General features: G+C 33.5%; 21 protein-coding genes. 18 read left to right on the plus strand and 3 right to left on the minus strand.

The genetic code is table 11. From position 1 onward, the window contains the following. Positions 1-5: 5 nt before the first annotated feature. Together J0J69_RS00435 and J0J69_RS00440 are read right to left on the minus strand one after the other, a co-directional pair. Entirely contained in the window at positions 6-1,364 is a 1,359-nt protein-coding gene (locus J0J69_RS00435) for a recombinase family protein (RefSeq protein WP_212725543.1), read from the minus strand. Between the two features lie 72 nt (positions 1,365-1,436). Continuing rightward, complete coding sequence (locus J0J69_RS00440) at positions 1,437-2,066, minus strand: LexA family protein (protein WP_212725542.1); 630 nt, start codon at positions 2,064-2,066, stop codon at positions 1,437-1,439. A 352-nt stretch (positions 2,067-2,418) separates the two neighbouring features. Between J0J69_RS00440 and J0J69_RS00445 the strand changes: the two genes are divergently transcribed. The 14 genes from J0J69_RS00445 to J0J69_RS00510 all read left to right on the plus strand — a co-directional run bounded on the left by J0J69_RS00445 (position 2,419) and on the right by J0J69_RS00510 (position 15,268). Next, the gene (locus tag J0J69_RS00445; RefSeq protein WP_212725541.1) at positions 2,419-2,646 is read left to right on the plus strand and encodes a helix-turn-helix domain-containing protein; all 228 of its coding nucleotides are present in this window, start codon (positions 2,419-2,421) and stop codon (positions 2,644-2,646) included. Positions 2,647-2,671: 25 nt separating this feature from the next. Beyond that, positions 2,672-2,998: a hypothetical protein gene (locus tag J0J69_RS00450; protein ID WP_212725540.1), complete on the plus strand. Its 327-nt coding sequence runs from the start codon at positions 2,672-2,674 to the stop codon at positions 2,996-2,998. Positions 2,999-3,016: 18 nt separating this feature from the next. Further along, positions 3,017-3,232, plus strand: coding sequence for a hypothetical protein (locus tag J0J69_RS00455; RefSeq protein ID WP_055277571.1), 216 nt, complete (start codon positions 3,017-3,019; stop codon positions 3,230-3,232). Positions 3,233-3,386: 154 nt separating this feature from the next. After that, complete coding sequence (locus J0J69_RS00460; RefSeq protein WP_212725539.1) at positions 3,387-4,313, plus strand: rolling circle replication-associated protein; 927 nt, start codon at positions 3,387-3,389, stop codon at positions 4,311-4,313. A 94-nt stretch (positions 4,314-4,407) separates the two neighbouring features. Continuing rightward, the gene (locus J0J69_RS00465) at positions 4,408-4,587 is read left to right on the plus strand and encodes a hypothetical protein (protein WP_212725538.1); all 180 of its coding nucleotides are present in this window, start codon (positions 4,408-4,410) and stop codon (positions 4,585-4,587) included. A gap of 28 nt (positions 4,588-4,615) precedes the next feature. Further along, the gene (locus J0J69_RS00470; protein ID WP_212725537.1) at positions 4,616-4,987 is read left to right on the plus strand and encodes a hypothetical protein; all 372 of its coding nucleotides are present in this window, start codon (positions 4,616-4,618) and stop codon (positions 4,985-4,987) included. Then, on the plus strand, positions 4,984-5,535 hold the full coding sequence (locus J0J69_RS00475; protein ID WP_212725536.1) for a single-stranded DNA-binding protein: 552 nt from the start codon (positions 4,984-4,986) through the stop codon (positions 5,533-5,535). Before J0J69_RS00470 ends, J0J69_RS00475 begins: the two co-directional genes overlap by 4 nt. Before the next feature lie 472 nt (positions 5,536-6,007). Continuing rightward, positions 6,008-7,072, plus strand: coding sequence for an EcsC family protein (locus tag J0J69_RS00480; protein WP_212725535.1), 1,065 nt, complete (start codon positions 6,008-6,010; stop codon positions 7,070-7,072). A 989-nt stretch (positions 7,073-8,061) separates the two neighbouring features. Then, positions 8,062-8,403 (plus strand): phage terminase small subunit P27 family, encoded by a 342-nt coding sequence (locus tag J0J69_RS00485; RefSeq protein WP_212725534.1) that lies wholly within the window; start codon positions 8,062-8,064, stop codon positions 8,401-8,403. Positions 8,404-8,440: 37 nt separating this feature from the next. Further along, on the plus strand, positions 8,441-8,881 hold the full coding sequence (locus J0J69_RS00490) for a phage holin family protein (protein WP_055275811.1): 441 nt from the start codon (positions 8,441-8,443) through the stop codon (positions 8,879-8,881). Between the two features lie 2 nt (positions 8,882-8,883). After that, positions 8,884-9,777 (plus strand): N-acetylmuramoyl-L-alanine amidase, encoded by an 894-nt coding sequence (locus tag J0J69_RS13425; RefSeq protein WP_212725533.1) that lies wholly within the window; start codon positions 8,884-8,886, stop codon positions 9,775-9,777. Between the two features lie 363 nt (positions 9,778-10,140). Further along, positions 10,141-10,995, plus strand: coding sequence for a hypothetical protein (locus tag J0J69_RS00500; RefSeq protein WP_212725532.1), 855 nt, complete (start codon positions 10,141-10,143; stop codon positions 10,993-10,995). 2,005 nt (positions 10,996-13,000) lie between these two features. Continuing rightward, positions 13,001-14,986 (plus strand): MBL fold metallo-hydrolase, encoded by a 1,986-nt coding sequence (locus J0J69_RS00505; protein WP_212725531.1) that lies wholly within the window; start codon positions 13,001-13,003, stop codon positions 14,984-14,986. Positions 14,987-15,127: 141 nt separating this feature from the next. Continuing rightward, positions 15,128-15,268, plus strand: a complete 141-nt coding sequence (locus J0J69_RS00510) for a hypothetical protein (protein WP_156343908.1) — start codon at positions 15,128-15,130, stop codon at positions 15,266-15,268. Between the two features lie 1,533 nt (positions 15,269-16,801). Here J0J69_RS00510 and J0J69_RS00515 read toward each other — a convergent pair. Next, complete coding sequence (locus J0J69_RS00515; protein ID WP_212725530.1) at positions 16,802-17,374, minus strand: hypothetical protein; 573 nt, start codon at positions 17,372-17,374, stop codon at positions 16,802-16,804. 1,881 nt (positions 17,375-19,255) lie between these two features. On the opposite strand from J0J69_RS00515, the gene J0J69_RS00520 reads away from it, so the two are divergent. The 4 genes from J0J69_RS00520 to J0J69_RS00535 all read left to right on the plus strand — a co-directional run bounded on the left by J0J69_RS00520 (position 19,256) and on the right by J0J69_RS00535 (position 24,394). Further along, positions 19,256-19,654: a hypothetical protein gene (locus tag J0J69_RS00520; protein WP_212725529.1), complete on the plus strand. Its 399-nt coding sequence runs from the start codon at positions 19,256-19,258 to the stop codon at positions 19,652-19,654. A gap of 2,727 nt (positions 19,655-22,381) precedes the next feature. Then, the gene (locus tag J0J69_RS00525) at positions 22,382-22,603 is read left to right on the plus strand and encodes a helix-turn-helix domain-containing protein (protein WP_212725528.1); all 222 of its coding nucleotides are present in this window, start codon (positions 22,382-22,384) and stop codon (positions 22,601-22,603) included. Beyond that, positions 22,603-23,508 (plus strand): DNA cytosine methyltransferase, encoded by a 906-nt coding sequence (locus J0J69_RS00530; RefSeq protein WP_212725527.1) that lies wholly within the window; start codon positions 22,603-22,605, stop codon positions 23,506-23,508. Before J0J69_RS00525 ends, J0J69_RS00530 begins: the two co-directional genes overlap by 1 nt. After that, on the plus strand, positions 23,501-24,394 hold the full coding sequence (locus J0J69_RS00535) for a DNA cytosine methyltransferase (RefSeq protein ID WP_212725526.1): 894 nt from the start codon (positions 23,501-23,503) through the stop codon (positions 24,392-24,394). The genes J0J69_RS00530 and J0J69_RS00535 overlap by 8 nt, the downstream gene beginning before the upstream one ends. The last annotated feature ends 1 nt before the right edge of the window (position 24,395 follow it).

Below are 24,395 nucleotides of genomic sequence, written 5' to 3' on the forward strand. Positions count from 1 at the left end.
TGGATTTATTGATTCCAAATAATTTGTAAGCTATTTTCTTTAACAATGATTTTATCAATAAATAAATCAACAATCGCCGTTTGAGTATCTAAATCACATTCAAATAAATTGGGTATTCCTTCTTTTATCATTTGTTCCATACGTGTTATTTCGTAATCCGTATCTTTTGATTGAGTTATTAAATTCTCTTTTTGTTGATTTAAATCGGCTAATTTTACATCAAGTGTCTCTTTGGGCAGTCCACTCTCAATATATAAATCTAAGATTTTATTGATTTTTTCATCAAGAGCCTTAATTTTCGTTGAGTAGTCAACTGGCGTTCTCTTTCTGTTGAATTCAATTTCACCACTCACTTCTAAATTCATGATCCGATTAAAAATTTCTTCTTCTAAGTCTGTACGCTGGATATTCCGATTAAAACATTTACTCTCATAACGTGCCGGCATTTTACGGCGACAACAAACCATATAGAAATATCGAGTTTGAGTTTTTAAATCTTTTTGGGAATACGATCGATAATTTTCACCGCAAAGTCCACAAACTACTTTTTGTCGGAAAACGTTGTTTTTTATTTTTCCATAATTTTTATATTTCAAATGTTCATTTACTTTTTGTGCTTGATTAAATAACTCAGTCGAGATAATCGGTTCATGTGCACCTTTGTACCATTCACCACCAAATGAAACCTCTCCTATATAAACACGATTTTTTAAGAGGGGGATAATCCGCCACTCAGCTAACGGTTTAAATCCTTCTTTTTCAAGCTTTTTTTGAACTTTAATATAAGACTTTAATATGACATATTCTTCGAATATTCTAACAATATGAGCGCGTTCATCCTCGTTGATGACTAATTTTCCACGTTTGAGCCTTGTAAAACCATAGGGACAGCTCTCAGCACCACCTGCCCACAAACCTTCATCTTTGACCATCTTTAATCGTCCTGAGCGTAAACGTTCGGTAATCGTTTCTCGTTCTAGTTGGGCGAAGACTGACATCACGCCGATCATCGCTCGACCAAAGGGAGTAGAGGTGTCAATCGTTTCTGAAATTGAGATGAATTCCACATTATTAGGAAGAAACATTTCTTCAATTAAATAGAGCGTGTCACGTTGGCTACGACTTAACCGATCTAAACGATAAACAATCACGGCATTAATCTTTTTATCAGCAATATCTTTTTGCAACTGTTGGAGCGCAGGGCGGTTTAGGTTAGAACCACTATATCCTCCGTCTACATACTCCGTCATGTCATCCCATCCCTTAGATAAACAAAACGCTTTCATTCTTTCCTTTTGTAAAGGAATGCTGTAGTTTTCAATTTGTTGCTCGGTTGAAACTCTTGCATACAGTGCTACTTTCATTTTCCTTTTCCTCCGATAATAGTAGTAAAGACCTCAGTGTGAGGCCTTTTTTATTCTGTAAATAACTATTTATTAATCAACAAATGGGCTTACCATCCCAACGAATTTTCCCAAAATACAAATCTCATCTACCTGATCACCAACTATTGTGATGGGATTCTCATTTTCAGAAGTTGGTGATCGTAAGACAATGACATCCTCAAAGTGATAATACTTCTTAATCATTGCTTTTTCATCGGCTAGTGCAACAGCAACAATTGCTCCATTTTCCGCCACTGACTGCTTTTTAAAGATCGCATAAACCTTATTATCAACAAGGAGTCCCGTCATTCCTTTGTCCTTCACTTCAATTTCTAAGGCGAAAAAGTGACCCGTTTCGCTAGAATAAGGATTATTAATTTCACCTATGACATCCCCAAACTTATTAGCAAACACTTCATGATAAACACTGACTTTATCATTGGAATAAGTAGTTGTACCTTCTGATACATACTCCTCAATCCCAAGCAATACAAGTGGAGAGATGTCTAATGCTTTCGAGAGAAGGACCATTTTATCTCGTCTCATATTTTCAATTTTTCCTAACTCCCATTTCCATGCCGTTGTCTTATCAACTCCACATAGCTTTCCTAAATCACTATAAGAAAGACCTAATTGTATTCTTCGTGCTTTGATAATGTCTTTAACTTCTGTATTGTTCATCGCAGTTCTTGAATCTCCTTTTTAATACATATTTTCCTAATATAACCACATCCTTTTTTTAATGATACTACCCGTGTTGCTTGAAATCAACATCTGTTGTTGATTTAATATTATTTTTTCCAATTTGAAGTTATTTTATGTAATAAAATACAACAATCGTTGCTTTTTATAAACATATAGAACTAGATAATAACATTTGATGGGAATTGGTGTTGTTTTGTCTATCATGACACTTTTTGAAGAATAAAATAAAAAATTTACAAAAATAAGCGCTTTCCTATTGATTAAAGCCATAAATTGGTATATTATGGAGTTGATTAAAAGCCACGAAATGGAAGGGGATACAATGACAATGAATGTTGCATTATTGAAATACTATATTGGATTAAGGGGAATGAATCTCACTCAATTTGCTGCACTGTTAGGGGTTAATAGAAGTTTTATCTATGCTAAGCTGCGAAAACCAGATAGTTTTTCGCGTTCTGACATTAAATTAATTATGCAAACATTAGATTTAACACCCGATGAGCTGTTAAATATTTTTTTCCCTGATGCGTTGACTAAAAGCAACGATAACTAAGGGGGCAATCATAGGGGGATTAGAAATGAAAGTTAATACACCACTTGGAATCATTGAATTTTCTGATGCATTAAAAAATTATGGTTATGCATCGGTCGATACAAAAAAGACTTTAAAGAAGTTGAAGATTCAGACATATGATGAGGGGAAAGAAATTTTATGGTATCGTAATGCAGCGAATCAGGCGATTACGGAGATTAGTTGTAGGAAAGATAAACCACAGGACTATGAATATACGTGTCCATGCGGTTATGAATTAAAATCGGGGTTTAATTTAGAAAGCATCAGATGTCATCAATGCGAAGAACTGATGACTAAAACATACATCGGGGTCGTGGCACAAGTTGTTTAGATCGATGGGGGGATGAAGATGTTAGCGGGATTTTTATTTAAAGAATATGAGATGAATCAGGAGGGGGTTGTAACAGGCTATAAAGTTCTTTTGAAAAATGAACAAGTGGCAACCCTTGAATACCGTAGCCATACGTGGATTGGGGCCATTGTCAAAGATATCAATATTATTACTAAGCGTGATCAATCCGTGATGCGAGTCGCGGGTTGGATTATTCATGAATTGAAGGGATAGGATTTCTAAAGATTCATCACGATCAGCAGATAGAAAAGATGTTCGACAAAAAGAGAAGAAATTCTTCTCTTTAACGAACTTGTATAGGATATTAACAAGTCGACCATTTTTAGATTTTGTCGAATAAGTGGGAGTTAAAATGGGGGAAGTCGTGATGAAGAAAAAAGTATTTGATGATTATGATTATGAGAGTTTTTATAATCAATCCTTTCATGAGCAAACAGGGGAATTATTAAATGATGGTGTGAAGTCGTTAAGGGGAGTGGCTTATACCACAGCAACCATTAAAGCGGGAAATCAGTTAGAAGTAGAGATTTATCCCTCATTTAAAAAAGAGATTCCTGAGATGATGAGACGATTTAAACAAAAGAAAAGTCGTGAGAGTAGTGAGCAACAGAAGAATTTGAATGATCGAAATGCGAAGAAAAAGTTAATACGGTTAGTTCATGAAAATTTTTATACGGGTGATTACTGGTGTACCCTAACGTTTAAAGAGGAACCACAAGATTTAGAAACAGCAGAAAAGTTAAGTAAGAATTTTTTTAGACGGATTAACCGAGTCAGAAAGAAAAAAGGCTTAGAAAATGCGAAGTATGTTTATGTGATTGAAGAGGGAACAACGGGAACCGAGCGATTCCATCTCCATTTAATTATGGATAATGGGTTAACCAAAGAAGAAGTGGAATCCAAGTGGAAACTAGGGGCATCAACCATTCGAACGTTAAATTATTACAAAGAAGAAAACTTCATTGGGGTTTGTAAGTACATGGTAAAGGATGAAGAAACGTATAAAAGAACGGCTTTTAGATTAAAGGGGAAGCGTCGTTGGGGAAGTAGTAAAGGAAATCTTGTGTTACCAAAGCCCTCAAAGAATCGCACCAAAATGAGTAAGCGGAAAGTGATGGATATGGTGTTAAATCAAGATTCGATTGGTGAGAAATTAGAGCAAGACTATCCCATGTATCAATTTAAAGAAGTGGAAATTAGATATAGCGACTGGAATGGTTTGTTTTATATTTATGCACGGATGCAAAGTAAAAAGCTGAGAAGGCGGGTATCCGAACGTACAAGTCGAACCTAGCAGTCAAAATTGACGGAGAAAATTTTGTGATGCTAGAGGACTTGATAGAGCGGATGCCGTACGAGGCTAGATTGAGAGGAATGAGGGTGAGAAGATGAAACAGTTAGAAGTGATTTATCCATTTGATATTGAAGTGTTGACAGAAACAAAACGTATTTTAAGACTTTTGATTCATAATGAATTGGTTGCCATTGAGCAGAGAAATCGAGCCGAATTTTGTGCGAAGCATTGTGATCAATTAGAACAACGACTTTATCATTTGTTAAATAACTGATGATTTGAAGCGAGAAAGGAGAATCGCCGTGACGTTACAAGAGTATTTGAAGCAGCATCAGATGAAGTTATCGACCTTTGCTAAAACGTATAATCTGGATTATCACGGGCTTTTTCGAGTGAAACAGGGGGCAGTCACACGAGATGAAGCAATCAAGCGTGTCTTTGAACAGTTAAATATTATTAATGATGGGAAGCAGAAAGTGGGAGAACCAAACACCTCTTTTCTATCTCAAGAATGTGTGTGTATTCATTGTGAGCCTTCGGGTGACATCTATTGTTATTACCGTCATCACTTACAAGAGATAGAAGAATATTTATTACAACAGGACATTCCCTATTATGTCAGACAAGCAAAAGGCTACTGGTTAGTGAAGTATGATAAGGAGGCAGATCGATGATTAATAATATTGTTTTAGTGGGGCGGACCACCAAAATGATTGAATTAAAGCAAAACAAAAACGGGACAAACTATGTGCAATTTACCTTAGCAGTGAATCGCCCCTATAAAGATGAACAAGGGCAACAACAGGCGGATTTTATTACTTGTGTCGCATGGAATAAAACGGCGGAAACCATTGCTAACTACGTTTTAAAAGGAATGATGATTGGGATTGAGGGGCGATTACAAGTCAGAAGTTATAGTAATGAAGCGGGAGTCCGCCAGTATCTATCAGAGGTTTTAGTTAATCGATTCACATTCTTAGAGTCCAAGAAAAGTAATAATACCTTAGAATCAGTAGACACTTTTAAGGCACAACATGATCCCACTACTGAAACAAGTTATAATCCTTATGATCCAAACTTCTCAAATCCTAATTACTCTCCCACCAGTCAAAACTACAACAATCCCTTTACAACCGCTACAACTTTGGCTGGGAGTTTAAATAGGGCAATGAATACTACCATGAATTCTATCTCCATTCATGATGAAGTCTTACCTTTTTAGAAAAGGAGCTTACAGTAGTTCTATTTTTCTTTGAAGATAATATAATCATATTATAACTATCTAATTCGTAACTGTTATATAGTGTAACTTAGAAATAAAATTAAATAACCACACTCTAGAAGTTACTAAGGTGAGCTTTATAATCGTAACTAAATGGGCTAATATATTTTTGATTAAGAAGGAAAAGTCTTCTATACCGTACTTAGTTGAGTTTACATTTACATCTAAATGTTGACGATTGGATAGAAGAAATAGCTACAAGATTAAATGATAATGCAACATGTTATTATACTTGTCACTCTACAAGATAAAAGGCTCTTTTAGATATCTACTGGTAGTGAAGAGGTTTAAATAAGAGAATATATGCTCTTTTTTATAAACAAAGCAGGTATTATAATACAAGTTAAATATTGGGATATTATGATAAAGTATGCTTAAACAAAGATAAAAAAATCATTATGGGGGAACATAAATGAAAAATAATAACCAATATACTCTTCCAGTTCCTATAATTGATGTTAAAGAAGAAGATTCTTTAGATAAGTTGACTAAAAGATATGAGAAGCTCGTTGAGCCTAGCAAATTATCAAAGTTAGGCGGCAAAGTTATTGATGTTCTACCAGAACCAGTCAAAAAATTGGGAACGGGGGTAGGAAATTCTATCTCAGAGCAAGAACTTTATATTCAGTCTATGAAAATAGTTGCAGATGGTTTTAAGATTGTAGAAGAATATGCTATTAAGTTTACAATTAGTGAGGAGTCAATATTAAAAAAAATAAATGAAATAGTTCCAAACAACAATATTTCTAGTTTGAATGAGGTATGTTTGGCAAGGGGATATGATATATCTAAGTTAGTAGGTTCATATAAAACTAAGGACATAGGCCTTGCATTTGTAGAAGGTGGAATAACTGGAATATTTGGATTTGCCGGATTGCCGTTTAACCTAGTATTGAGTACGTTTTTATATTATCGTGCAGTTCAGTCCATTGCTATGTATTATGGTTATGATGTTAAAAATGATGCTAATGAGCTAGTGATATCGAGTGAAGTCTTTATGAGTGCCTTGAGCCCAAGAAGAAGTGATGCCAGTGGCTTAACTGATATAATTGGAAAAGTAATGTTAATAAGTAAAGCAACGACAGTAAAGCAGGTAGCAAAAAAGGGATGGGGAGAGATGGCTTCTAGGGGTGGAGTAGAGTTATTAATTGCTCAGATGAGAGCCTTGGCCCATAAATCTGCGAAGAAAGCACTTGAGAAGGCTGGGAAAAAAGGACTAGAGAAAAGTATTTTTAAAGATGTATTTGAGCAAATTGGTAGAAAACTTGCATTGAAAACCGTTCAACGAGCTGTCCCTGTTATATCAGGTGTTATTGGTGCATGTTTTGATACTGCACAAATGAACAAAGTATTGGAATATGCCGATGTGTTTTATAACAAGCGATATATTTTAGAAAAACAATATAGAATAGATTGTATGGTTGGAGTTATTAATGACGAAAGTATAATTGAAAATATGGAAGAACTTAATACATAATTATATTTAAGCGGAGATATGTTTTAGGAATAGTAATCCCGAAATACAATTCGCAGTTTATATGTGTATTATATTAGAATTAAGCAGTTTTAATATTTACTGGGACATATCGTACTTGAATACGATTTGCTCTTATTTTAGTAAAATGAGCAAATAATAATTTAATTTAAATAGAAAGTTATTACGGGGCAAATAATTTTAAGATTATTATAATAAATCAATACAATAGGCACTCATTTGAGTGTCTTTTATTATGCTCAAAGATATTTAGTGTTTCAAAAAATCATAATAAACCTATTTTAGTCATGATGATAACTCTTTTTGAAGAAGATAGAAATTAGATAATAATTCATTCAGGGCTTATTGTGATTATCAAGATATTATAACTTATAGGGGTAGCTAAATTCATTTCACAGTAAAGATAAGTGGTCTTTAAGAAGATGAATAATACTCTCGTATAGCGATTTTGGACATCGGTAAATGTTTGAATTGTTTAACACTTATTTTGGGTCTGTACGGAATTTGTTTTTGGCTATGTGGTAAACTCCCAGAGTTTACAAGTAAATTTTACACTCTATTGATGTACGATACACATACGAGGGGATATAAGGGGAGAGTGAATAGTTTAGCTTGTCAGGATTAAATAGTGTCGTCAATGCAGCCATTTTTTACGGGATAAAATAAAATAATTAAAAAATTAGATAATGCTCTAAATATCTGATAAATAAAAATCTCAACGGCAAAGCGAATAAAACAACCAATAAATGAGTCAAATATAGGTTTATATTTAAGCGATCAACCCTAACTGGGATGAGAGCGTAAATCAGGATATAATAATGAGTGTAACGCTATCAACCGTTACTATTTACACGATATCCTCCATTTACTCATCACTATTTTTAAAAATCCAAGAAAGTCTCTCATATTTTCTTTTAAGCCGTTCAAATGAATGGCTTTTTTAATAGCAATAAATGAAAGGGGAAGTGAAAATGGAAAACAAATTAAGAGGAAGTTATGACAAGGTTTTTAGTGCAAGAGAGGGATTGCCTGATGAAGTCAAAAGATTGTATGAGGCGATTGCCTGGCATTTAGAGGGGGCAGATGTGTTAAGTAATTTGGATATTGATTGTATTGAAATGACCGCCTATGCGATTTATCGAATGCGACAAGCAAGACAATCACTAGATCAAGAAGGACTATTGATTCAGCAAGGGGAAAAGCTCGTTAAAAATCCTGCGGCTAACATTGAAAAAGACTATCAGAAGATTTTTTGGCAAGGTTGTGTTCAGTTGGGGCTTAGTCCTGTTAGTCGAGCCAAACTAAGTAAATGATGAAGGCTACGTTTTAATCTGAAAGGGGGTGTAAAACGTGATAGCAACCAAAATGATAGAGGTCTTTTCACATGAAATTAGTGTGCCAGTTGGGGGAATGACATTGGTAGTTTTTTTAATGATCTGTGATATTCTCAGTGGAATATTTAAAGCCATCGCTCAGAAGCGGGGCATCAATTCAACCATCGGAACGAACGGACTTATTAGAAAAGCAGGGGTCTTATTGGCGTTATTAGTATTTATTGTGGTAGATTCTCTTGTGGAATTAAACTTTGTTTCGCTCATTCCAAGTGAGGTGTTAGACGTGTTCAAGCTTCAACAGACATGTATTGGACTTAGCCATGTCATGTTAGGCTTTTTTGGACTCTTTGAACTCGTGAGCTTGTTTGAGAATTTAGGGGAAGTTGGGGTACCATTACCAAACTTTATTATGAAATCGGTGGAACGCTTAAAAGTTACATTAGAGGGGGAAAAATAAAAATGTATACTATTAAACAAAATTTAGTCGCATCAGAAAACTATTCGGTAAAATGTCCACATTCCATGACTGCTGAATTTATCGTCGTTCATAATACCGCTAATGATGCAACCGCAGAGAATGAGGTTGCCTATATGATTCGTAATAAAAATCAAGTCTCCTTTCATTATGCCGTCGATGATCAAGAGGTTGTCCAAGGTGTACCGATTAACCGTAATACTTGGCATGCAGGAGATGGGAATGGCGAAGGGAATCGAAAAGGAATTTCCATAGAAATCTGTTATTCTAAATCAGGGGGAACACGCTTTGATCAGGCTGAAAAAAATGCCGCACACTTTATCGCCACTCTTTTAAGAGAGCGAGGTTGGGGTATTGAAAAGGTGAAAAAACATCAAGATTTTAGAAATAAATATTGCCCCCATCGCACCCTTGATAAGGGGTGGAATGGCTTCATTCAAATGATTAAAAGTTATTTAAATGATATACCCGTAACATCATCAAGCTTTAAAGTTGGTGAGAAGGTTCGAGTGAAGGAATCAGCCACACAGTATGCAACAGGACAAGCACTGGCGTGGTTTGTGAAAGGCTCGATTTATGAAGTCACAAAGGTAGCAGGAGATCAACTGTTGTTATCGGATATTATTTCATGGGTTTGGATTGATGACGTGGAAAAGGTGAGTGCTAATACCGTTATTCCAAAATCTTATCCATTCTTAGTTGAGATCATCTGTGATGAACTTAACATTAGACAAAAAGCCGACTTTAATTCTAAGGTCGTTGGAACGGTTAAACGTGGAGAAGTCTACACCATAACTAAAGAAGAAAATGGCTTAGGTAAACTAAAATCAGGCGTTGGATATATTAGCATGAATCCAAATTACATCAAGAAAAAGTAAAAAGGAGAGCAAATTCGCTCTCTTTTTTCGTATCATGATCAAAGAAAAAAACCTGCACGCCTCACTTATTATCTCGTATGTGTACGACATTAGGCCCGACTACGGTATTACATTACAAACTCTGGGAGAGTTTGTCGCATAGCTTAAAACAAAGTCCGTACAGACCAATAATAAGCGTTAAACAGTTCAACCATTTACTGCGGATATATATTTACTTAATTAACTACTAAAATTACATTTTTTACTATTTTTTTCATATTAAGGAGAAGAAACGAATATAGTATCTATGTAGTAATATGTAGTTTTTTATAATGTTATTAGGTAGATGTTTCGAAAGAGAAACATAAAAGGGAGGTAATGTGTTTGAAAAAAATAATTGTTTTAATGTTATTTATTGCAGGTAGTACCATATTTTTTGCTTGTAGTGACCAAGATAATTCTAATTCGGTTGGAGATTCAACAGGAGAAACCTCTAATTCAGTTGAAGATTTAACGGAAGGAGATCTTATTTTAGCGGATGAATTTAATTTAGTTTATTCTAACCCTAAAGAATATAAAGGTAGAAAAGTAGAGTTTTATGGTAAAATTTTCATTGAGCCGGAAAAGGATGCTGAAGGAACATATTTACAAATGTATACTCTCAATCAAGGAAGTGATGGGAATACAGTAGTTGCAATTCAGGATCCCAATCTAGATGTTAGCAATGGTGATATTGTTTATGTAAAGGGAGTAGTTGGTGATGTGTTTGAGGGAACAAATGCGTTTGGAGCTACAATTGTAGCCCCACAGATTTTAGCGAATTCAATTGAAAAATCAGATTATGCAACAGCTTTTTCACCGGCTTTAAAAGTGATTGAAGTTAATCAAGAAATTAATCAACATGGTTATAGTATGACTTTAGAGCGTATTGAATTAGCAGCAAGTGAGACACGTGTATACTTAAAAATTAAAAATGATTCATCAGATAATATTTCATTTTATAGTTTCAATTCAGTAATAATACAAGGATCAAATCAAATTAGTGAGGAAGATAATTGGGATGCAGACTATCAAGAAATTAATAGCGAAATTTTCCCAGGTGTTACTTCACAAGGTGTTGTTACATTTGCTCCAGTTGATATCCAGGGAGAAAATCTTAAATTAGTTTTTGAAGGTAGTTCAGATGATTACTATTTAGATTTTGAACCATTTATTTTTGAATGTTCACTTACTGAGTAGCTAAATTAAAATAAGCTATCAAGAGTTATGGCCGGATGGCTTATTTTCTAAACAATTGGAGTACATATTATTTTCGATAATACCTAGAGAATCCATACTGTACTAACGGAGAATGGGAAGTGTTTTTAAGTAGAATAAATATAGGATTTTTATAGAGAGAGGAGCTTTATGTTTAATGTCATGTCTCAATTATCAATTTGAGAAAGTCTTAAAGCCTTGATGAAAATAATTACTATCCTCCCGCTACTATGAAAACTACTAACTACATCTTCCCTAATAAACACAATAAAACATGGATAGGCTAATCACGTTGATACGTCATTAGCCTTTTGTTATTGGATTTTTCACATTAGAACTTTTATCATCACTAAACATGTAATCTTTCCAGTTCGCCTCATATCGTACCGATATTCGAGCGTAGGCAATTGATGTTTAGTGGTTATAGTTAATAGAGGTTGCATCTAGTAGCGGGAGGAATCTTTCTATCCCAAGTAGTAATCTTAGTACATGGTTTTCATGAAGCTGCTAACTGTTGCTTTGCAAGAATTAGCAGCTTCATGATCTAAACAGTTATTTATGAAGTGATAATTATTCATAAAAAATTATCACTTTTCAAATCAAATGATATATAACGAACCATAAGAAAACCAACACGGCATCAATGCGGTGTTGGTATCTATAATCATTGAAATAGTAATATAAAAGGGGATTGAACTAATCATGAATTATCCCGCTACAAGTGAGTATCTAACTTCAATAATCCTAAACATAAATTAACCAATGGATAGGCTAATCAGATTTCATATCATTCGCCTTTTCTCATTGGATTTTTCATCCATAAATAAGAGTGGTCACTAAATATTCAACCCCACCAGTACCTCCCATACCAGCGTATGGTGAGGGTATGGGCTTGATATTTAGTTTTTATATCTAATAGAAATGACAAAAAGTAGCGGGATAATTATTTCAATACCTAGTAATCGTCTTTGTACTAGGGGGATAAAGTGCTAACTGTTGCAGCAGCAAGAATTAGCACTTTATCATTCTAAGACTAAATTTATAAATAGTTAAGGGTTCATCAAACACACGCATTCTTCTAAGTGGAGTATTTCCTCACAAATAATAGGAAAACCCACACGGCACGAGTGCGGTGTGGGTATCCTTAATCAGTTGAAACTCGGATTTAAAAAGCATTTAAACTAATCAGCATTATCCCGCTACAGGAAAATTTCTAACTACATTTCCCCTAACTATCCCTCCACCAAGGCCTCTATCCTACGGATATTCTTGGCGGGTGGAGTTGCTATTTAGGTTCATTTAATCACGATAATTATTACATTAGAATAGAAAATCGATAGGCTAATCATGTATCCACATCATTAGCCTTTTCTTATTAGATTGTTATCACTAAAATTTAATAATCACTAACCATTCAATCCACCTATTGCTTAAATACTTCGTATGTTTATAGCAGGTGTCTTGATGTTTAGTGTGTTTATGGAATTAAGAGGGTTACATAGTAGCGGGAACGTTCTTTTCTTTATACCAAGAGATAGTCTTAGTTTATAGCAAGTGAATACGCTCAACTGTTGCTAGTAGCAACGATTGAGCGTATTCATTATAAATACATATAAAGAAGATAGTCTGACTAAACGGATATTTCTTCTGATAGATAGGTTAATTCACATACATAGAATAATAAGAAAACCCAAACGGCATGGATGCGGTTTGGGTATCAATATTTGATTAGAATAGAGATATAAAAGGATATTTAGATAATCAGGATTATTGTGGTATAATTCTCCTTAAAAAACTATATCTTTAAATGTATTACTCTTTATACTCATTAATTTGAGTACATTTTTATGTTAATTTTTAAATATATCAATTAATATGGTTATTTTTAACAATTAGATGTTGTGATTTATGGAATTCTCTTGTAATATTTATTGAAAGTTAATTTTTGTGGAAAATAAATAAATGTAAATAGGAAGGGTGTTTCAAGGTGTTAAACAAGATTTTTAATTGGTGGAAAAGTCTAAGTGAAAAACAAAAAGGGCTATGTATCTTATTTTTACTACTAGCATTACCTATTATTTTTGTAGCAGGTCTATTTCTATTTATACTTATTCCATTTATTGTAATGCTTGTAGCGTTTATTTTACTAGTTTTAGCATTATTCAAACGCGATAAAAGAAGACAGTTTGGAATATCATCGCTAATAGCTTTTATTATTTCAGTATCAACATTTTCTATGGTAGATATGTTTATGCAATCAGATATGATGAATACTGAAGAAGAAACTGTTAATGTTGATCAACTTGAAGAATCTGAAAAAGAAACTTTAGCAGTAGGTTCGATACATGAAAATGAGACAATCAATCATTTACTCAGTGAGTTAAATGCTAAGTATGGAATTGGCTTAACTGAAGAATCTTTTACCGAGAAGGTACAAGATATTAAGGTATCATTTCAGCTTAATGGCGTAGATATTTCAGTTAGTGATACAGATAAGAATCTGTTTATTGAACTGAATCAAACGGTTAAAAAAGATAACGATGGTGCATTGCTTGAAGGGTTTAGACAACTAATGTCGGCTTTAAGTTTACCGATTTCAAATACTGATTTTAATAAATTAGTATCTGAGTTAAAGACATATCAGTATCAAGATTATAACAAATATACGATTAATGATTCAGATTTTACACTTAATCGTCAAGAGTTAGAAAATGATGAAGTCAAATTAACAATTAAAGGTCAATTATCTAAAGCGGACTTGTTCAAAGCTTCAGATGTTGATTATAAATTAGAGTTAGGTAAAGTTGAAACAGATAAAAAAGAAGAGTCTAATGAGGAAATTAAAAACGAGACAACAGAGCAATCAATTCAAGAAGCGGGAGATAATAGTTCACCTGTAACTCAACAAGTTTCAGGTGATACAAAAGTTCACTTTATTGATACTGGTCATTCAGATTCGGTTTTAATTGAGAATAATGGAAAGTTTGCTTTAATTGATGCGGGAGATCGAGATGATGATACTACAGTTAAGTCTTATTTAACTGGACAAGGTGTTAAACGTTTAGAATATCTCATTATTACTCATTTCCATGCTGATCATTTTGGTGCAGCAGATACAGTTGTGACAGACTTTGAAGTGGGAACAACATTTGTTTCAAATGGAAATGCTGATACACAAGTCTATCAAGATTTTATTAATTCCTTGTCAAATAAAGGTTTAAAACCAAGTGTTCCATTAGAAGGTGGAGAGGTTTCTTTAGGAAATGCCACATTAACCTTCTATAATACAAGAGGTGGAAATTCTAATGAAAATAATAATTCATTAGTAACGCTTCTTCAAAGTGGTTCAAGACAAGCATTATTTACAGGTGATGCAGAAAGCCAAGTTGAAGCAAACTTAACCAACATTGGAGATGTTGATTTATTCAAAGCAGGACATCATGGTTCTGACACAAGTAATACATCTAGTTTATTAAACCGTATTAAACCTGAACACGTAGTTATTATGGCAGGTGCTAATAATAAGTATGGACATCCAAGTGCTGAGGTAATGAATCGTTTTAAAAGCTTAGGAATTCCTGTTTATCGAACAGATGAACAAGGCACAATCATTGTTACTTTAAGTGAAGATGGTGTCTCAGTAGACAAAGAACCGGGAAGCTATAAATCAGGAGATGGAACACAAAGCTCAAGTAGTACATCAAGCAATTCATCGAATAGCACATCAAGTGAAGCGTCAAGTAATTCATCAAATAGTACGTCAAGTGAATCATCTAGTCAAGAGTCTACAACAACTCAAAATAAAGACGATAATCCAAATGGAGTACATAATCAACAATCAACAGCTCCTCAACAGTCTTATCAAAACTGTACATTACTAAGACAAGATTATCCAGATGGTGTGCCACAAGGACATCCAGCCTATGCATCGAAGCATGATCGAGACAAAGATGGTTGGGCATGTGAACGTTAGAATGATTAAATAAGTCATTAACAAGAAAAAGACAGTCAAGTAGCATAAAGTTACTTAACTGTCTTTTTTAATTTATTTAAATTTCAAAATGGAAAAAGGAAAATGATTGATTAGGTTGTATTGTATAGTGAGGTGATACACATGACAGATAAACAAAAACAATTTGAAGAAAGATTGGAATCATTAATTTTATTAAAGGCTTTGCTGATTAAAGATAATAAATTTTATGAAGTAGCACAAAAAGAGTATCAAGAAGCAAGGGAAAGAGCCTTGGTATATTAACATAAATCTTAGTAGCGGGAGATTTTTTCTTTATACTCAGATATACTCTTAGTTTATAGCAAGTGAATAAGCCTCAACTATTGTTTTGCAACGATTGAACCTTATTCATTATTAATAGATTTAAATAGGAGTGTTTTAATTAAAGAGTATCTTCTTCTGCTAGATAGGTAGGTATTTATACTTAGAATAGTAAGAAAACCCAAACGGCATGAATGTGTTTTTGGTATCCATGCTTTTATAGTGATATAAAAGAGGAGTAAGATAATCAGAATCATCCCGCTACAAGAATTCATCTAATTACATTTCACCTAAATATCAATCCACCTATGTCACATCATGCTGATGTTTGGGTGAGGTGGAGTTGCTATTTAGGTTCTTTTAATAACTATAACGATGACATTAGAATAGACATTGATAGGCTAATCATGCTCACACATCATTCACCTTTTCATATTAGAATTTTAGCACTAAAACTATGGTTCTTACTAACCATCAATCCTCCGAGTTTCCTACATACTGACGTATGTTAGGCGTGGAGTCTTGATGTTTAGTCTTTTCATTTAATAAAAAGAATTTCAAAGTAGCGGGAAATATCCACGTATAAAACTAGGACTAGAAAAGTTAATCGGTATTTTTTGCATATCGTGTCATGATATTCAATAGGCAACGATAGAACAGTTGCTGTTAATTTATCAAAATAACCTAGCTAATGACAGCTAGGCTTTTTCTTTCAGTTTTCAGACATAAAAAAAGAAGAACAGCTGACTAGGCTGTTCTTCAACCAACAAACCAAACAAACCAAATAAAAGAGAAATAACAATCAAAGTTATAACTTTTTAATTCGTTACATAAATAGTATATCACAATTCATTCGTAGTTACCATATAAAACTAGAATCAGAAAAGTTACACAGCATATCATACCGTTTAACTCTCCTTGAATGAATAGCATCTTAGGGTGCCCAGTTTCTAAACCAAACTCATCCCGCTACAAGTGAGTATCTAACTTCAATAATCCTAAATATAAATTAACCAATCGATAGGCTAATCATGCAAGTGCATCATTAGCCTTTTCTTATTGATTGCTAAGGTGCAAATCTAACGATTTTTGCACTTAGCGAATAAATTTATTTTTAAACTAGATGATCCCTAACCATTCAATCCTCACTCATGCCTTCCATACTAGCATATGGTTAGGGCGGTGAGTCTTGATGGTTAGCTTTGTATTTAACAAAGGTTATAGCATGGTAGCGGGAGAGTGTTATTTATTTACAAAGAGTAAATCTAAGTATATAGAATTTGATAAAGCCCAACTGTTGCAAGAAGCAACGATTGGGCTTTATCATTATCAACAATGTTATAAGGATTTAAATAACGGTTCAAAAATGAACGGTTATTTACTCAGATTACTAAACGATACCTACTGATTAAAGAAGTAGTAATTATAGCAAGACAGATAAGAAAACGAACACGGCAAGCTTGCGGTGTTGGTATCCATGATGTTTTGAGATAGAGATATAAAAAAAATGCCCCGTTAGAAACGATAAACTGTAATATAGGGAGTATGTATAGGTTCGATGTAATTTAATGATCTTGTTGGACCTTTCCACTTCTCGAATTTTTTTCTTCTTTTTCCCATTAAATTAGATTTTTCGTTGTTGATTGCACTAATTTCTATTTCAACATCATGTTTCTTTTTCTTTTTCTTTGTATGTGAATTTATGTACTCTTGATATTCTTTCCGTAAGAATTCATTATGATTATTTATAATTAGTTGATATTTGGTTTTCTCTAAATAGCATAATCCTTTAATTTTCTCAATTTGATTTAAAGAAACTTTCTGCTTTATATCTACAACAGATGTAAATTTCAAACCTTCTGACTGATGTATAAGAATTTCAGGATTACTTTTTGTTTTTTTAAAATTTTGTTTGGTTTTTTTAGTGTTTTTTGTTGTTGAGGAAAAAGTAGTTTCGTAGTTGGGATTATATTTATATAGGCGTAATCCAAAATAGATATTATTTGATTTGATGATTAATATTGGAACTACTTTCTTATTTGGTAATCGTCCAAGTATGATTTCAGATTCATTAAAGTGTTTATTCATTTTTATCGCTCATTTCTGTAGTTTTTATAAATTCCCCATAGAGTCCAATCTGTATAGGTAAAGTTTAACACTGGAAATAAATGGTGTAAAGAGGGGTGAACAGTCGTGATAAAAATTTTAAAAGATATGAACAGTAAGCAGGAGCATCCCGCTACAAGAATTATTCTAACTTCAATTCCCGCTACTAATATTAAATAGATAGGCTAATCATGTTCGCACATCATTAGCCTTTTCTTATTTGATGCTAAGGTGCAAATCTAACGATTTTTGCACTTAGCGAATTCTTTTAAAATAAGACGTTCCCTAACCATTCAATCCCTTTATTTGCCCCACATCATGCTGATGTTAGGGGCTTTAGGGCTTGATGTTTAGGTGTTGCTTAATAGAGGAGGCTTCTTAGTAGCGGGAGAGTGTTCTTTCTAATTACAGACTAAATCTGAGTACATAGAATTTGATAAAGCCCCAACTGTTGCAGGGCGCAACGATTGGGGCTTTATCATTATCAACCATATTATAAATAAGGACGTAAATAACGGTTCAAAAATGAACGGTTATTTACTCAGATTATTAACCGATATCTACTGATTGAAAAGATATTCTTTATAGTAAGATAGTAAGAAAACCAACACGGTAGACTACGGTGTTGGTATCCATGTCTTTTGTGATAGGGATAGAAAAGATGATTGAAGTAACCCTAGGCATCCCGCTACAAAGGAAGATAAAATCTTATCCCCAAAAGAAAGAGTCACTAAATGATCAATCCCACCGATTCACCCACCTATTGCATATGGCGGATGTGGTGTGGCTTGATATTTAGTTGTTGTATTTAACAAAGGTCATTCAGCGTAGCGGGAAATTACCTAACGATTTAACACTAGAAAATATTTAAAAGTATGAAAAAAGCCCTAATGATTGCAGGGGGAAGCAACGATTAGGGTTTACTTTAATGTAAGTATATAATTATAAGGAAGAGTAGAAAGTAAATTTTTTTATAAGTGCTAGGGGGAGTAGCACTCTAATGTTATTGGCATAAATGTTTAAAAGTATTCACTTTATTGAAAATAAGTGATGATCGTGCCTTCATTAACAAGAGAGTATCTGACTAACCATAGGTGTCCCGCTACCATTCGTGATTAAACTTCAAGGCTTCTTAATAACAACAAGTAAATGGATAGGCTAATCATGTCAGAAGATAATTAACATCATTAGCCTTTTCTTATTGGATGTTTTATCTTAGAACAAGACAATCACTAAGCATCAATCCCCTTATTTGCCCATATCGTGCCGATATTGGGGCGTTGGGGTTTGTTGCTTAGCTTTTTTGTTTAACTAAGATTATTCAACGTAGCGGGACAGGATGTTTAATGCCTAGCGATCTTCTTCATACAAGGGGGCATGAAGCAGCTAACGGTTGCTTTGCAACGATTAGCGCTTCATGACTCTAATTCTAACTTTCTAAAAAGTTAAGGTTTCATAAAATACACGCATTCTTCTAAGCGAGAGAAGGAGTCACAAGCCATAAGAAAACCAACACGGCATCAATGCGGTGTTGGTATCCATGATCATTAGGAGATAGATATAAAAGGGAGTGGAACTAATCATGAACTATCCCACTACAAGAACTTATCTAACTACATTTCACCTAAATATCAATCCCCCATACTTCTATCCTAACGGATATTCAGGTGCGGTGAATGTGCTATTTAGCTTGTTAGTTAACAAAAGGAATTTCTAATAGCGACAGATTTTTAGTTAATATAAATAATATATGAAATAGATTAAGTTAGTGGTGAATTATTAACTAGAATATAAAAATATAGGGAATATCCACCTAGTTATTAGCATATACATTAGGGAACAAGTAATAAATGGGGGATAAGTATGAAAAAATATATGAGTAATGAAGAGTTTTGTAACTGCCATACTATCGATCATCGAGATTTTTATAAGATTGATGATGAACTAGAAAGAAAAAACATTAGGGATATAGAGAGTAAAATCAAATATGTGAGAGAAAATTATGGTGGACAAATCTATATGAACTTTGTTTTAAGAGAATTAGATGATATTATTTTAATGAACTACCATCAAGTGAATGATGAGTACAGGTTTTCAAAATGTGCAGTGGATGGGTTACTTCGTTCATATCTATTTGCTACACAGTATATGCAAGAAGGGTTACCAGAACATGCATATGACTATATAAAAGGAAAAGCTAACTCATTTATAAATGAGTTATTAGAGCAGTATAAACAAAATGAAAATTTAAAGGATATCTAGATAAAATTATATTACAGATGATTCAGGAAACTTAATGATTATATACTAGGCTTTTTAATACAATGTAAAAACGCTATAACTAATCAGAATGATCTCGCTACCATGTAGCATTTTTATTTCAATGTTTCCTAATAACAATAAGTAAATGGATAGGCTAATCACGTTCACACGTCATTAGCCTTTTCTCATTGGATTTTTAGCACTAAAACTATGGTTCTTACTAACCATCCATCCTCCGAGTATCCGACATACTTGCGTATGTTCGGAGTGGAGTCTTGGTGGTTAGTTTCTATGTTGAATAAAGAAGATTTCAAAGTAGCGGGAAAATTAGTTCTTTACTGAATGTTTATCTTAGTAAATGATTTCATGAAGTGGCTAACTGTTGCTTTGCAACGATTAGCCCTTCATGATCCTAAACAGTTATTTATAAAAATTTTGTTGTTCATAAAAAATTATCACTCTTCAAGTAGAATAATCAATCACAAATAATAAGAAAACCAACACGGCACGGGGGCGGTGTTGGTATCCATGATGTTTTGAGAAAGAAATCAAAAAGGCACTAAGAATAAGCATAAACTATCCCGCTACAAGAAAGTATCTGACTACATTTCCCCTAAATATCAATCCACTTCCGTCATATCCTGCGGATATTTTGGAGCAGTGGAATTGCTATTTAGTGTTATTTAATAATCATATTAATCCCGCTATATTAAAGCATGGATAGGCGAATCACATTGATAAGTCATTCGCTTTTTCTTATTTGATGCTAAGGTGCAAATCTAACGATTTTTGCACTTAGCGAATTCTTTTAAAACAAGACGTTCCCTAACCATTCAATCCCCTTATTTGCCCACATCATGCTGATGTTGGGGGCTTTAGGGCTTGATGGTTAGGTGTTGCTTAATAGAGGAGGCTTCTTAGTAGCGGGAGAGTGTTCTTTCTAATTACAGACTAAATCTGAGTACATAGAATTTGATAAAGCCCCAACTGTTGTTATACAACGATTGGGGCTTTATCATTATCAACCATATTATAAATAAGGACGTAAATAACGGTTCAAAAATGAACGGTTATTTACTCAGATTATTAACCGATATCTACTGATTGAAAAGATATTCTTTATAGTAAGACAATAAGAAAACCAACACGGCAAGTCTGCGGTGTTGGTATCCTTGATTTTTTGAGAAATAAATTAAAAAAGCATTAAGAATGAGCATGGAATATCCCGCTACTATGGAACTATCTAACTATATCTATCCTAAATATCAATCCACCTGCGCCATATCCTACGGATATTTTAGACGGGTGGAATTGCTATTTAGGTGCATTTGCTAATTCTAAGCCTCCTGCAACAACTAAACCAAGGATAGGCTAATCATGCAAGTGCATCATTAGCCTTTTCTTATCCTATCTTTCATCCCAAAACAACGTCATCACTAAACATCAATCCCCAGTGCTACCATCCTTGCGTATGGTTAGGGCGTGGGGATTGATGTTTAGCTGTTTTTGTTTAATAGAGGAGACTGCATCGTAGTGGGAGATATTCCCTTCTATACAAATGAAAAACCATAGTTCATAGAATTTGAAATCCCCCCAACGGTTGCTAGGCAACTATTGGGGGGATTTCGTTATAAATAAAAATATAAATACAAACCCGTTACTAAATCATATCTTCTGATTAAAGAAGAAATTAATGTAGCAAGAACAATAAGAAAACCAAAACGACAGGAATGTGGTGTTGGTATCCATCGTGTTTTGAGATAGATTTAAAAGGTGATAGAAATAACCATAGGCATCCTGCTCCAAAGGAAGATAAAACCTTATACCCCAAAAGAAAGAGTCACTAACCATTCAATCCATCTATTGCCTTACCTATTACATACGGTGTGGGCATATGTCTTGATGTTTAGTTTTTTATTTAACAGGGGGTATTTCGGTTAGCATCCACGTTCATATACATGTTACAAGTGATTTTCAAGATATATGATATTAAAAAATTATATATACCATAAATTAAAAGATATGTAATAAAGCTTATAAGAATTGGAGAAACATTTAATTCAATAGAGATGTGATTTAGCATAAGAGATGGTGAACCGTATCATAAATAGGGGATAGTTTTACTGAATTTGGAAGTATCGATGAAAGATGTTTAGAGTAAATATTTATATGTATGCTTAGTGGTAAAAGTATACATATAAATAGGCTGTGTTTTAAATAAATGTTGATGCCTGAAATCGTTGATATCATCAAGTTTGATTAACTAATCCATGAACATCATACACGCTGAGTTCATGATTTTAGTTAAAGATCAACACTCTTCTAAAACAGAGCCTATAAATAAAAGAATCTGAGAAATTAGATAAGATTTAGATATTAATTGGTACTATAGGGAGTTAAAGGATAATATTTAATTTTTTTGCATTATGGGCTTTGGGAAACTTGCTTTTATATCCAAAAGCTTTTTTATTTTCAAATAAGCGAAAATAGACATTAATATAAAATTATTTAAATTGTCTAGTCTATTTGCTTGAAGTTGATTAATTCAGTAAGAACTAAACTAAGAATTTAATTTAGTTACAAAATATGAACTTTAATGAAAACTACTTAAATATAGTTAGAATCTAACTGTATTTATTGAAGGAATATTGAGGAGTGAAGAGAATTATGATAGAATTAGTATAGTATCTAATAATAATTTGATACATGATAATGAGAGGTCAAAAGATGCACATTGATTATAAAAAATTATGGATAATGTTAATTGAAAATAATATGAGTAAAAGTGAATTGAGAAAGAAAGCAAAGCTTTCAGCAGGTGTGTTTACACGTTTAAATAAAAACGAGGATGTATCATTGGCTGCTTTAAAAAACATATGTGAAATACTAGAATGTGATATCGGAGACATCTGTAGTTTTGTTGATAATGTTGAAGGTGAGGAAAAATAATGTTTAGGACAGTCGATTTATTTTGTGGGTGTGGCGGAATGTCACTCGGATTTCAGAATGCAGGATATGATATTCTTGCAGCGTATGATAACTGGAAGCCTGCAGTTGAGACTTATAGAAAGAATTTTAAGCACATAATATATGAGAGAGATTTATCTGATGAAAGTATAGTATCAGAAGTTGCTAGTTTTAAGCCACAGATTATTATTGGAGGACCGCCTTGTCAAGATTTTTCATCAGCAGGGCACCGTGATGAAACGCGGGGTAGGGCTATACTTTCAAAGACATATACTGATATCGTTACGACAGCAATGCCAAAGTATTTTGTAATGGAAAATGTACCAAGAATCAGAGTTAGTGATATATATAAGAATATTTATAATATATTTAAAGAAAATGGATATGGATTGACAGAGAAAATTTTAGATGCAAGTCTTTGTGGTGTACCACAAAAAAGAAAAAGATTATTCCTTATTGGTTGTTTGGGGGCAAAAGACAATTTTTTATCGGATATATTAGATGCGGGATTATCAAAAAAACCAATGTCTATTCATGACTATTTAGGTGATTCACTTGGTGTAGAATATTACTTTAGGATTCCGAGAAGCTATAGTAGAAGAGCAATTTTTAGCATTTATGAACCATGTGTTACGATAAGAGGTGTGGATAGACCCATACCACCAAACTATAAAAAGCATCCTCAGGATTTAGTTGATATAGGTCCAGAGGTAAGAGCTTTGACACCAAAAGAAAGAAGTTATATCCAAACATTTCCAGAAGAATTTATATTTGAAGAGAATAGAACAAATACAAATCAGATGATTGGCAATGCTGTACCTGTAAAACTGGCAGAATATATTGCAAATGCAATTTTAGAATACGAGAATGGATGTGAAGATGATTAATACTATAGATTTATTTTGCGGATGTGGTGGTATGTCTTGCGGATTTCAAAATGCAGGATTTAATATTATGGAGGCTTATGATATTTGGGATGCTGCTATAAAAATATATGAGAAGAACTTTAAACACCCAGTTTATAAAAAAGATCTTAATGATGATGATACAATTGAAATACTAAAAGGGAAAAAACCAGATATAATAATTGGAGGTCCTCCTTGCCAAGATTTTTCAATTGCCGGCAATAGAAAAATGGGGGAAAGAGCAAATTTAACTATACGATATGCACAAATTATTGCGGCTATAAAACCAAAATGGTTTGTCATGGAAAATGTATACAACATAGAAAGGATGCCTATACTTCCAGAAGCAATAAAAATTTTTAAAGAAGCAGGCTATGGAATTACGAGCAAGGTGCTCGATGCTTCTCGATGCGGTGTTCCTCAGAAAAGAAAGCGATTTTTTTTAATAGGGAATATTGAAGCACAAGATGGATTTTTAGATGAAATACTTGAAACAAATCTCAGTGAAAAGCAAATGACTTTATATGATTATCTTGGAGATTCACTTCAAACAGAATTTTATTATATGCATCCTCGTAGTTATAATAGACGAGCTGTATTTAGCATTTATGAACCGAGTGCAACAATAAGAGGGGTTAATCGTCCTATTCCTAGTGGTTATCAACGTCATAATGCTGATAAAGCTGATATATCAGAGGGAGTAAGAAGTCTTACAACAAAGGAACGCAGTTATATACAAACATTTCCAGAAGAGTTTGAATTTGTGGGAAGTAAGACAGTAATGGAACAAGTAATTGGTAATGCAGTTCCAGTTAAACTTGCGGAATATGTAGCTAATTGTATTTTAGAATACAAAGAAAGGGGGTAAC

It is taken from the genome of Turicibacter bilis, assembly GCF_024499055.1.
GTDB lineage: Bacteria > Bacillota_I > Bacilli_A > MOL361 > Turicibacteraceae > Turicibacter > Turicibacter bilis.

What these genes read in the sequence shown, in the direction of transcription:
- J0J69_RS13425 (WP_212725533.1), top strand. Translation starts at nt 8,884, where the DNA reads ATGTATACTATTAAACAAAATTTAGTCGCATCAGAAAACTATTCGGTA.
- J0J69_RS00525 (WP_212725528.1), top strand. Translation starts at nt 22,382, where the DNA reads ATGCACATTGATTATAAAAAATTATGGATAATGTTAATTGAAAATAAT.
- J0J69_RS00455 (WP_055277571.1), top strand. Translation starts at nt 3,017, where the DNA reads ATGTTAGCGGGATTTTTATTTAAAGAATATGAGATGAATCAGGAGGGG.
- J0J69_RS00515 (WP_212725530.1), bottom strand. Translation starts at nt 17,374, where the DNA reads ATGAATAAACACTTTAATGAATCTGAAATCATACTTGGACGATTACCA.
- J0J69_RS00460 (WP_212725539.1), top strand. Translation starts at nt 3,387, where the DNA reads ATGAAGAAAAAAGTATTTGATGATTATGATTATGAGAGTTTTTATAAT.
- J0J69_RS00475 (WP_212725536.1), top strand. Translation starts at nt 4,984, where the DNA reads ATGATTAATAATATTGTTTTAGTGGGGCGGACCACCAAAATGATTGAA.
- J0J69_RS00445 (WP_212725541.1), top strand. Translation starts at nt 2,419, where the DNA reads ATGAATGTTGCATTATTGAAATACTATATTGGATTAAGGGGAATGAAT.
- J0J69_RS00465 (WP_212725538.1), top strand. Translation starts at nt 4,408, where the DNA reads ATGAAACAGTTAGAAGTGATTTATCCATTTGATATTGAAGTGTTGACA.
- J0J69_RS00510 (WP_156343908.1), top strand. Translation starts at nt 15,128, where the DNA reads ATGACAGATAAACAAAAACAATTTGAAGAAAGATTGGAATCATTAATT.
- J0J69_RS00520 (WP_212725529.1), top strand. Translation starts at nt 19,256, where the DNA reads ATGAAAAAATATATGAGTAATGAAGAGTTTTGTAACTGCCATACTATC.
- J0J69_RS00485 (WP_212725534.1), top strand. Translation starts at nt 8,062, where the DNA reads ATGGAAAACAAATTAAGAGGAAGTTATGACAAGGTTTTTAGTGCAAGA.
- J0J69_RS00440 (WP_212725542.1), bottom strand. Translation starts at nt 2,066, where the DNA reads ATGAACAATACAGAAGTTAAAGACATTATCAAAGCACGAAGAATACAA.
- J0J69_RS00435 (WP_212725543.1), bottom strand. Translation starts at nt 1,364, where the DNA reads ATGAAAGTAGCACTGTATGCAAGAGTTTCAACCGAGCAACAAATTGAA.
- J0J69_RS00530 (WP_212725527.1), top strand. Translation starts at nt 22,603, where the DNA reads ATGTTTAGGACAGTCGATTTATTTTGTGGGTGTGGCGGAATGTCACTC.
- J0J69_RS00535 (WP_212725526.1), top strand. Translation starts at nt 23,501, where the DNA reads ATGATTAATACTATAGATTTATTTTGCGGATGTGGTGGTATGTCTTGC.
- J0J69_RS00480 (WP_212725535.1), top strand. Translation starts at nt 6,008, where the DNA reads ATGAAAAATAATAACCAATATACTCTTCCAGTTCCTATAATTGATGTT.
- J0J69_RS00450 (WP_212725540.1), top strand. Translation starts at nt 2,672, where the DNA reads ATGAAAGTTAATACACCACTTGGAATCATTGAATTTTCTGATGCATTA.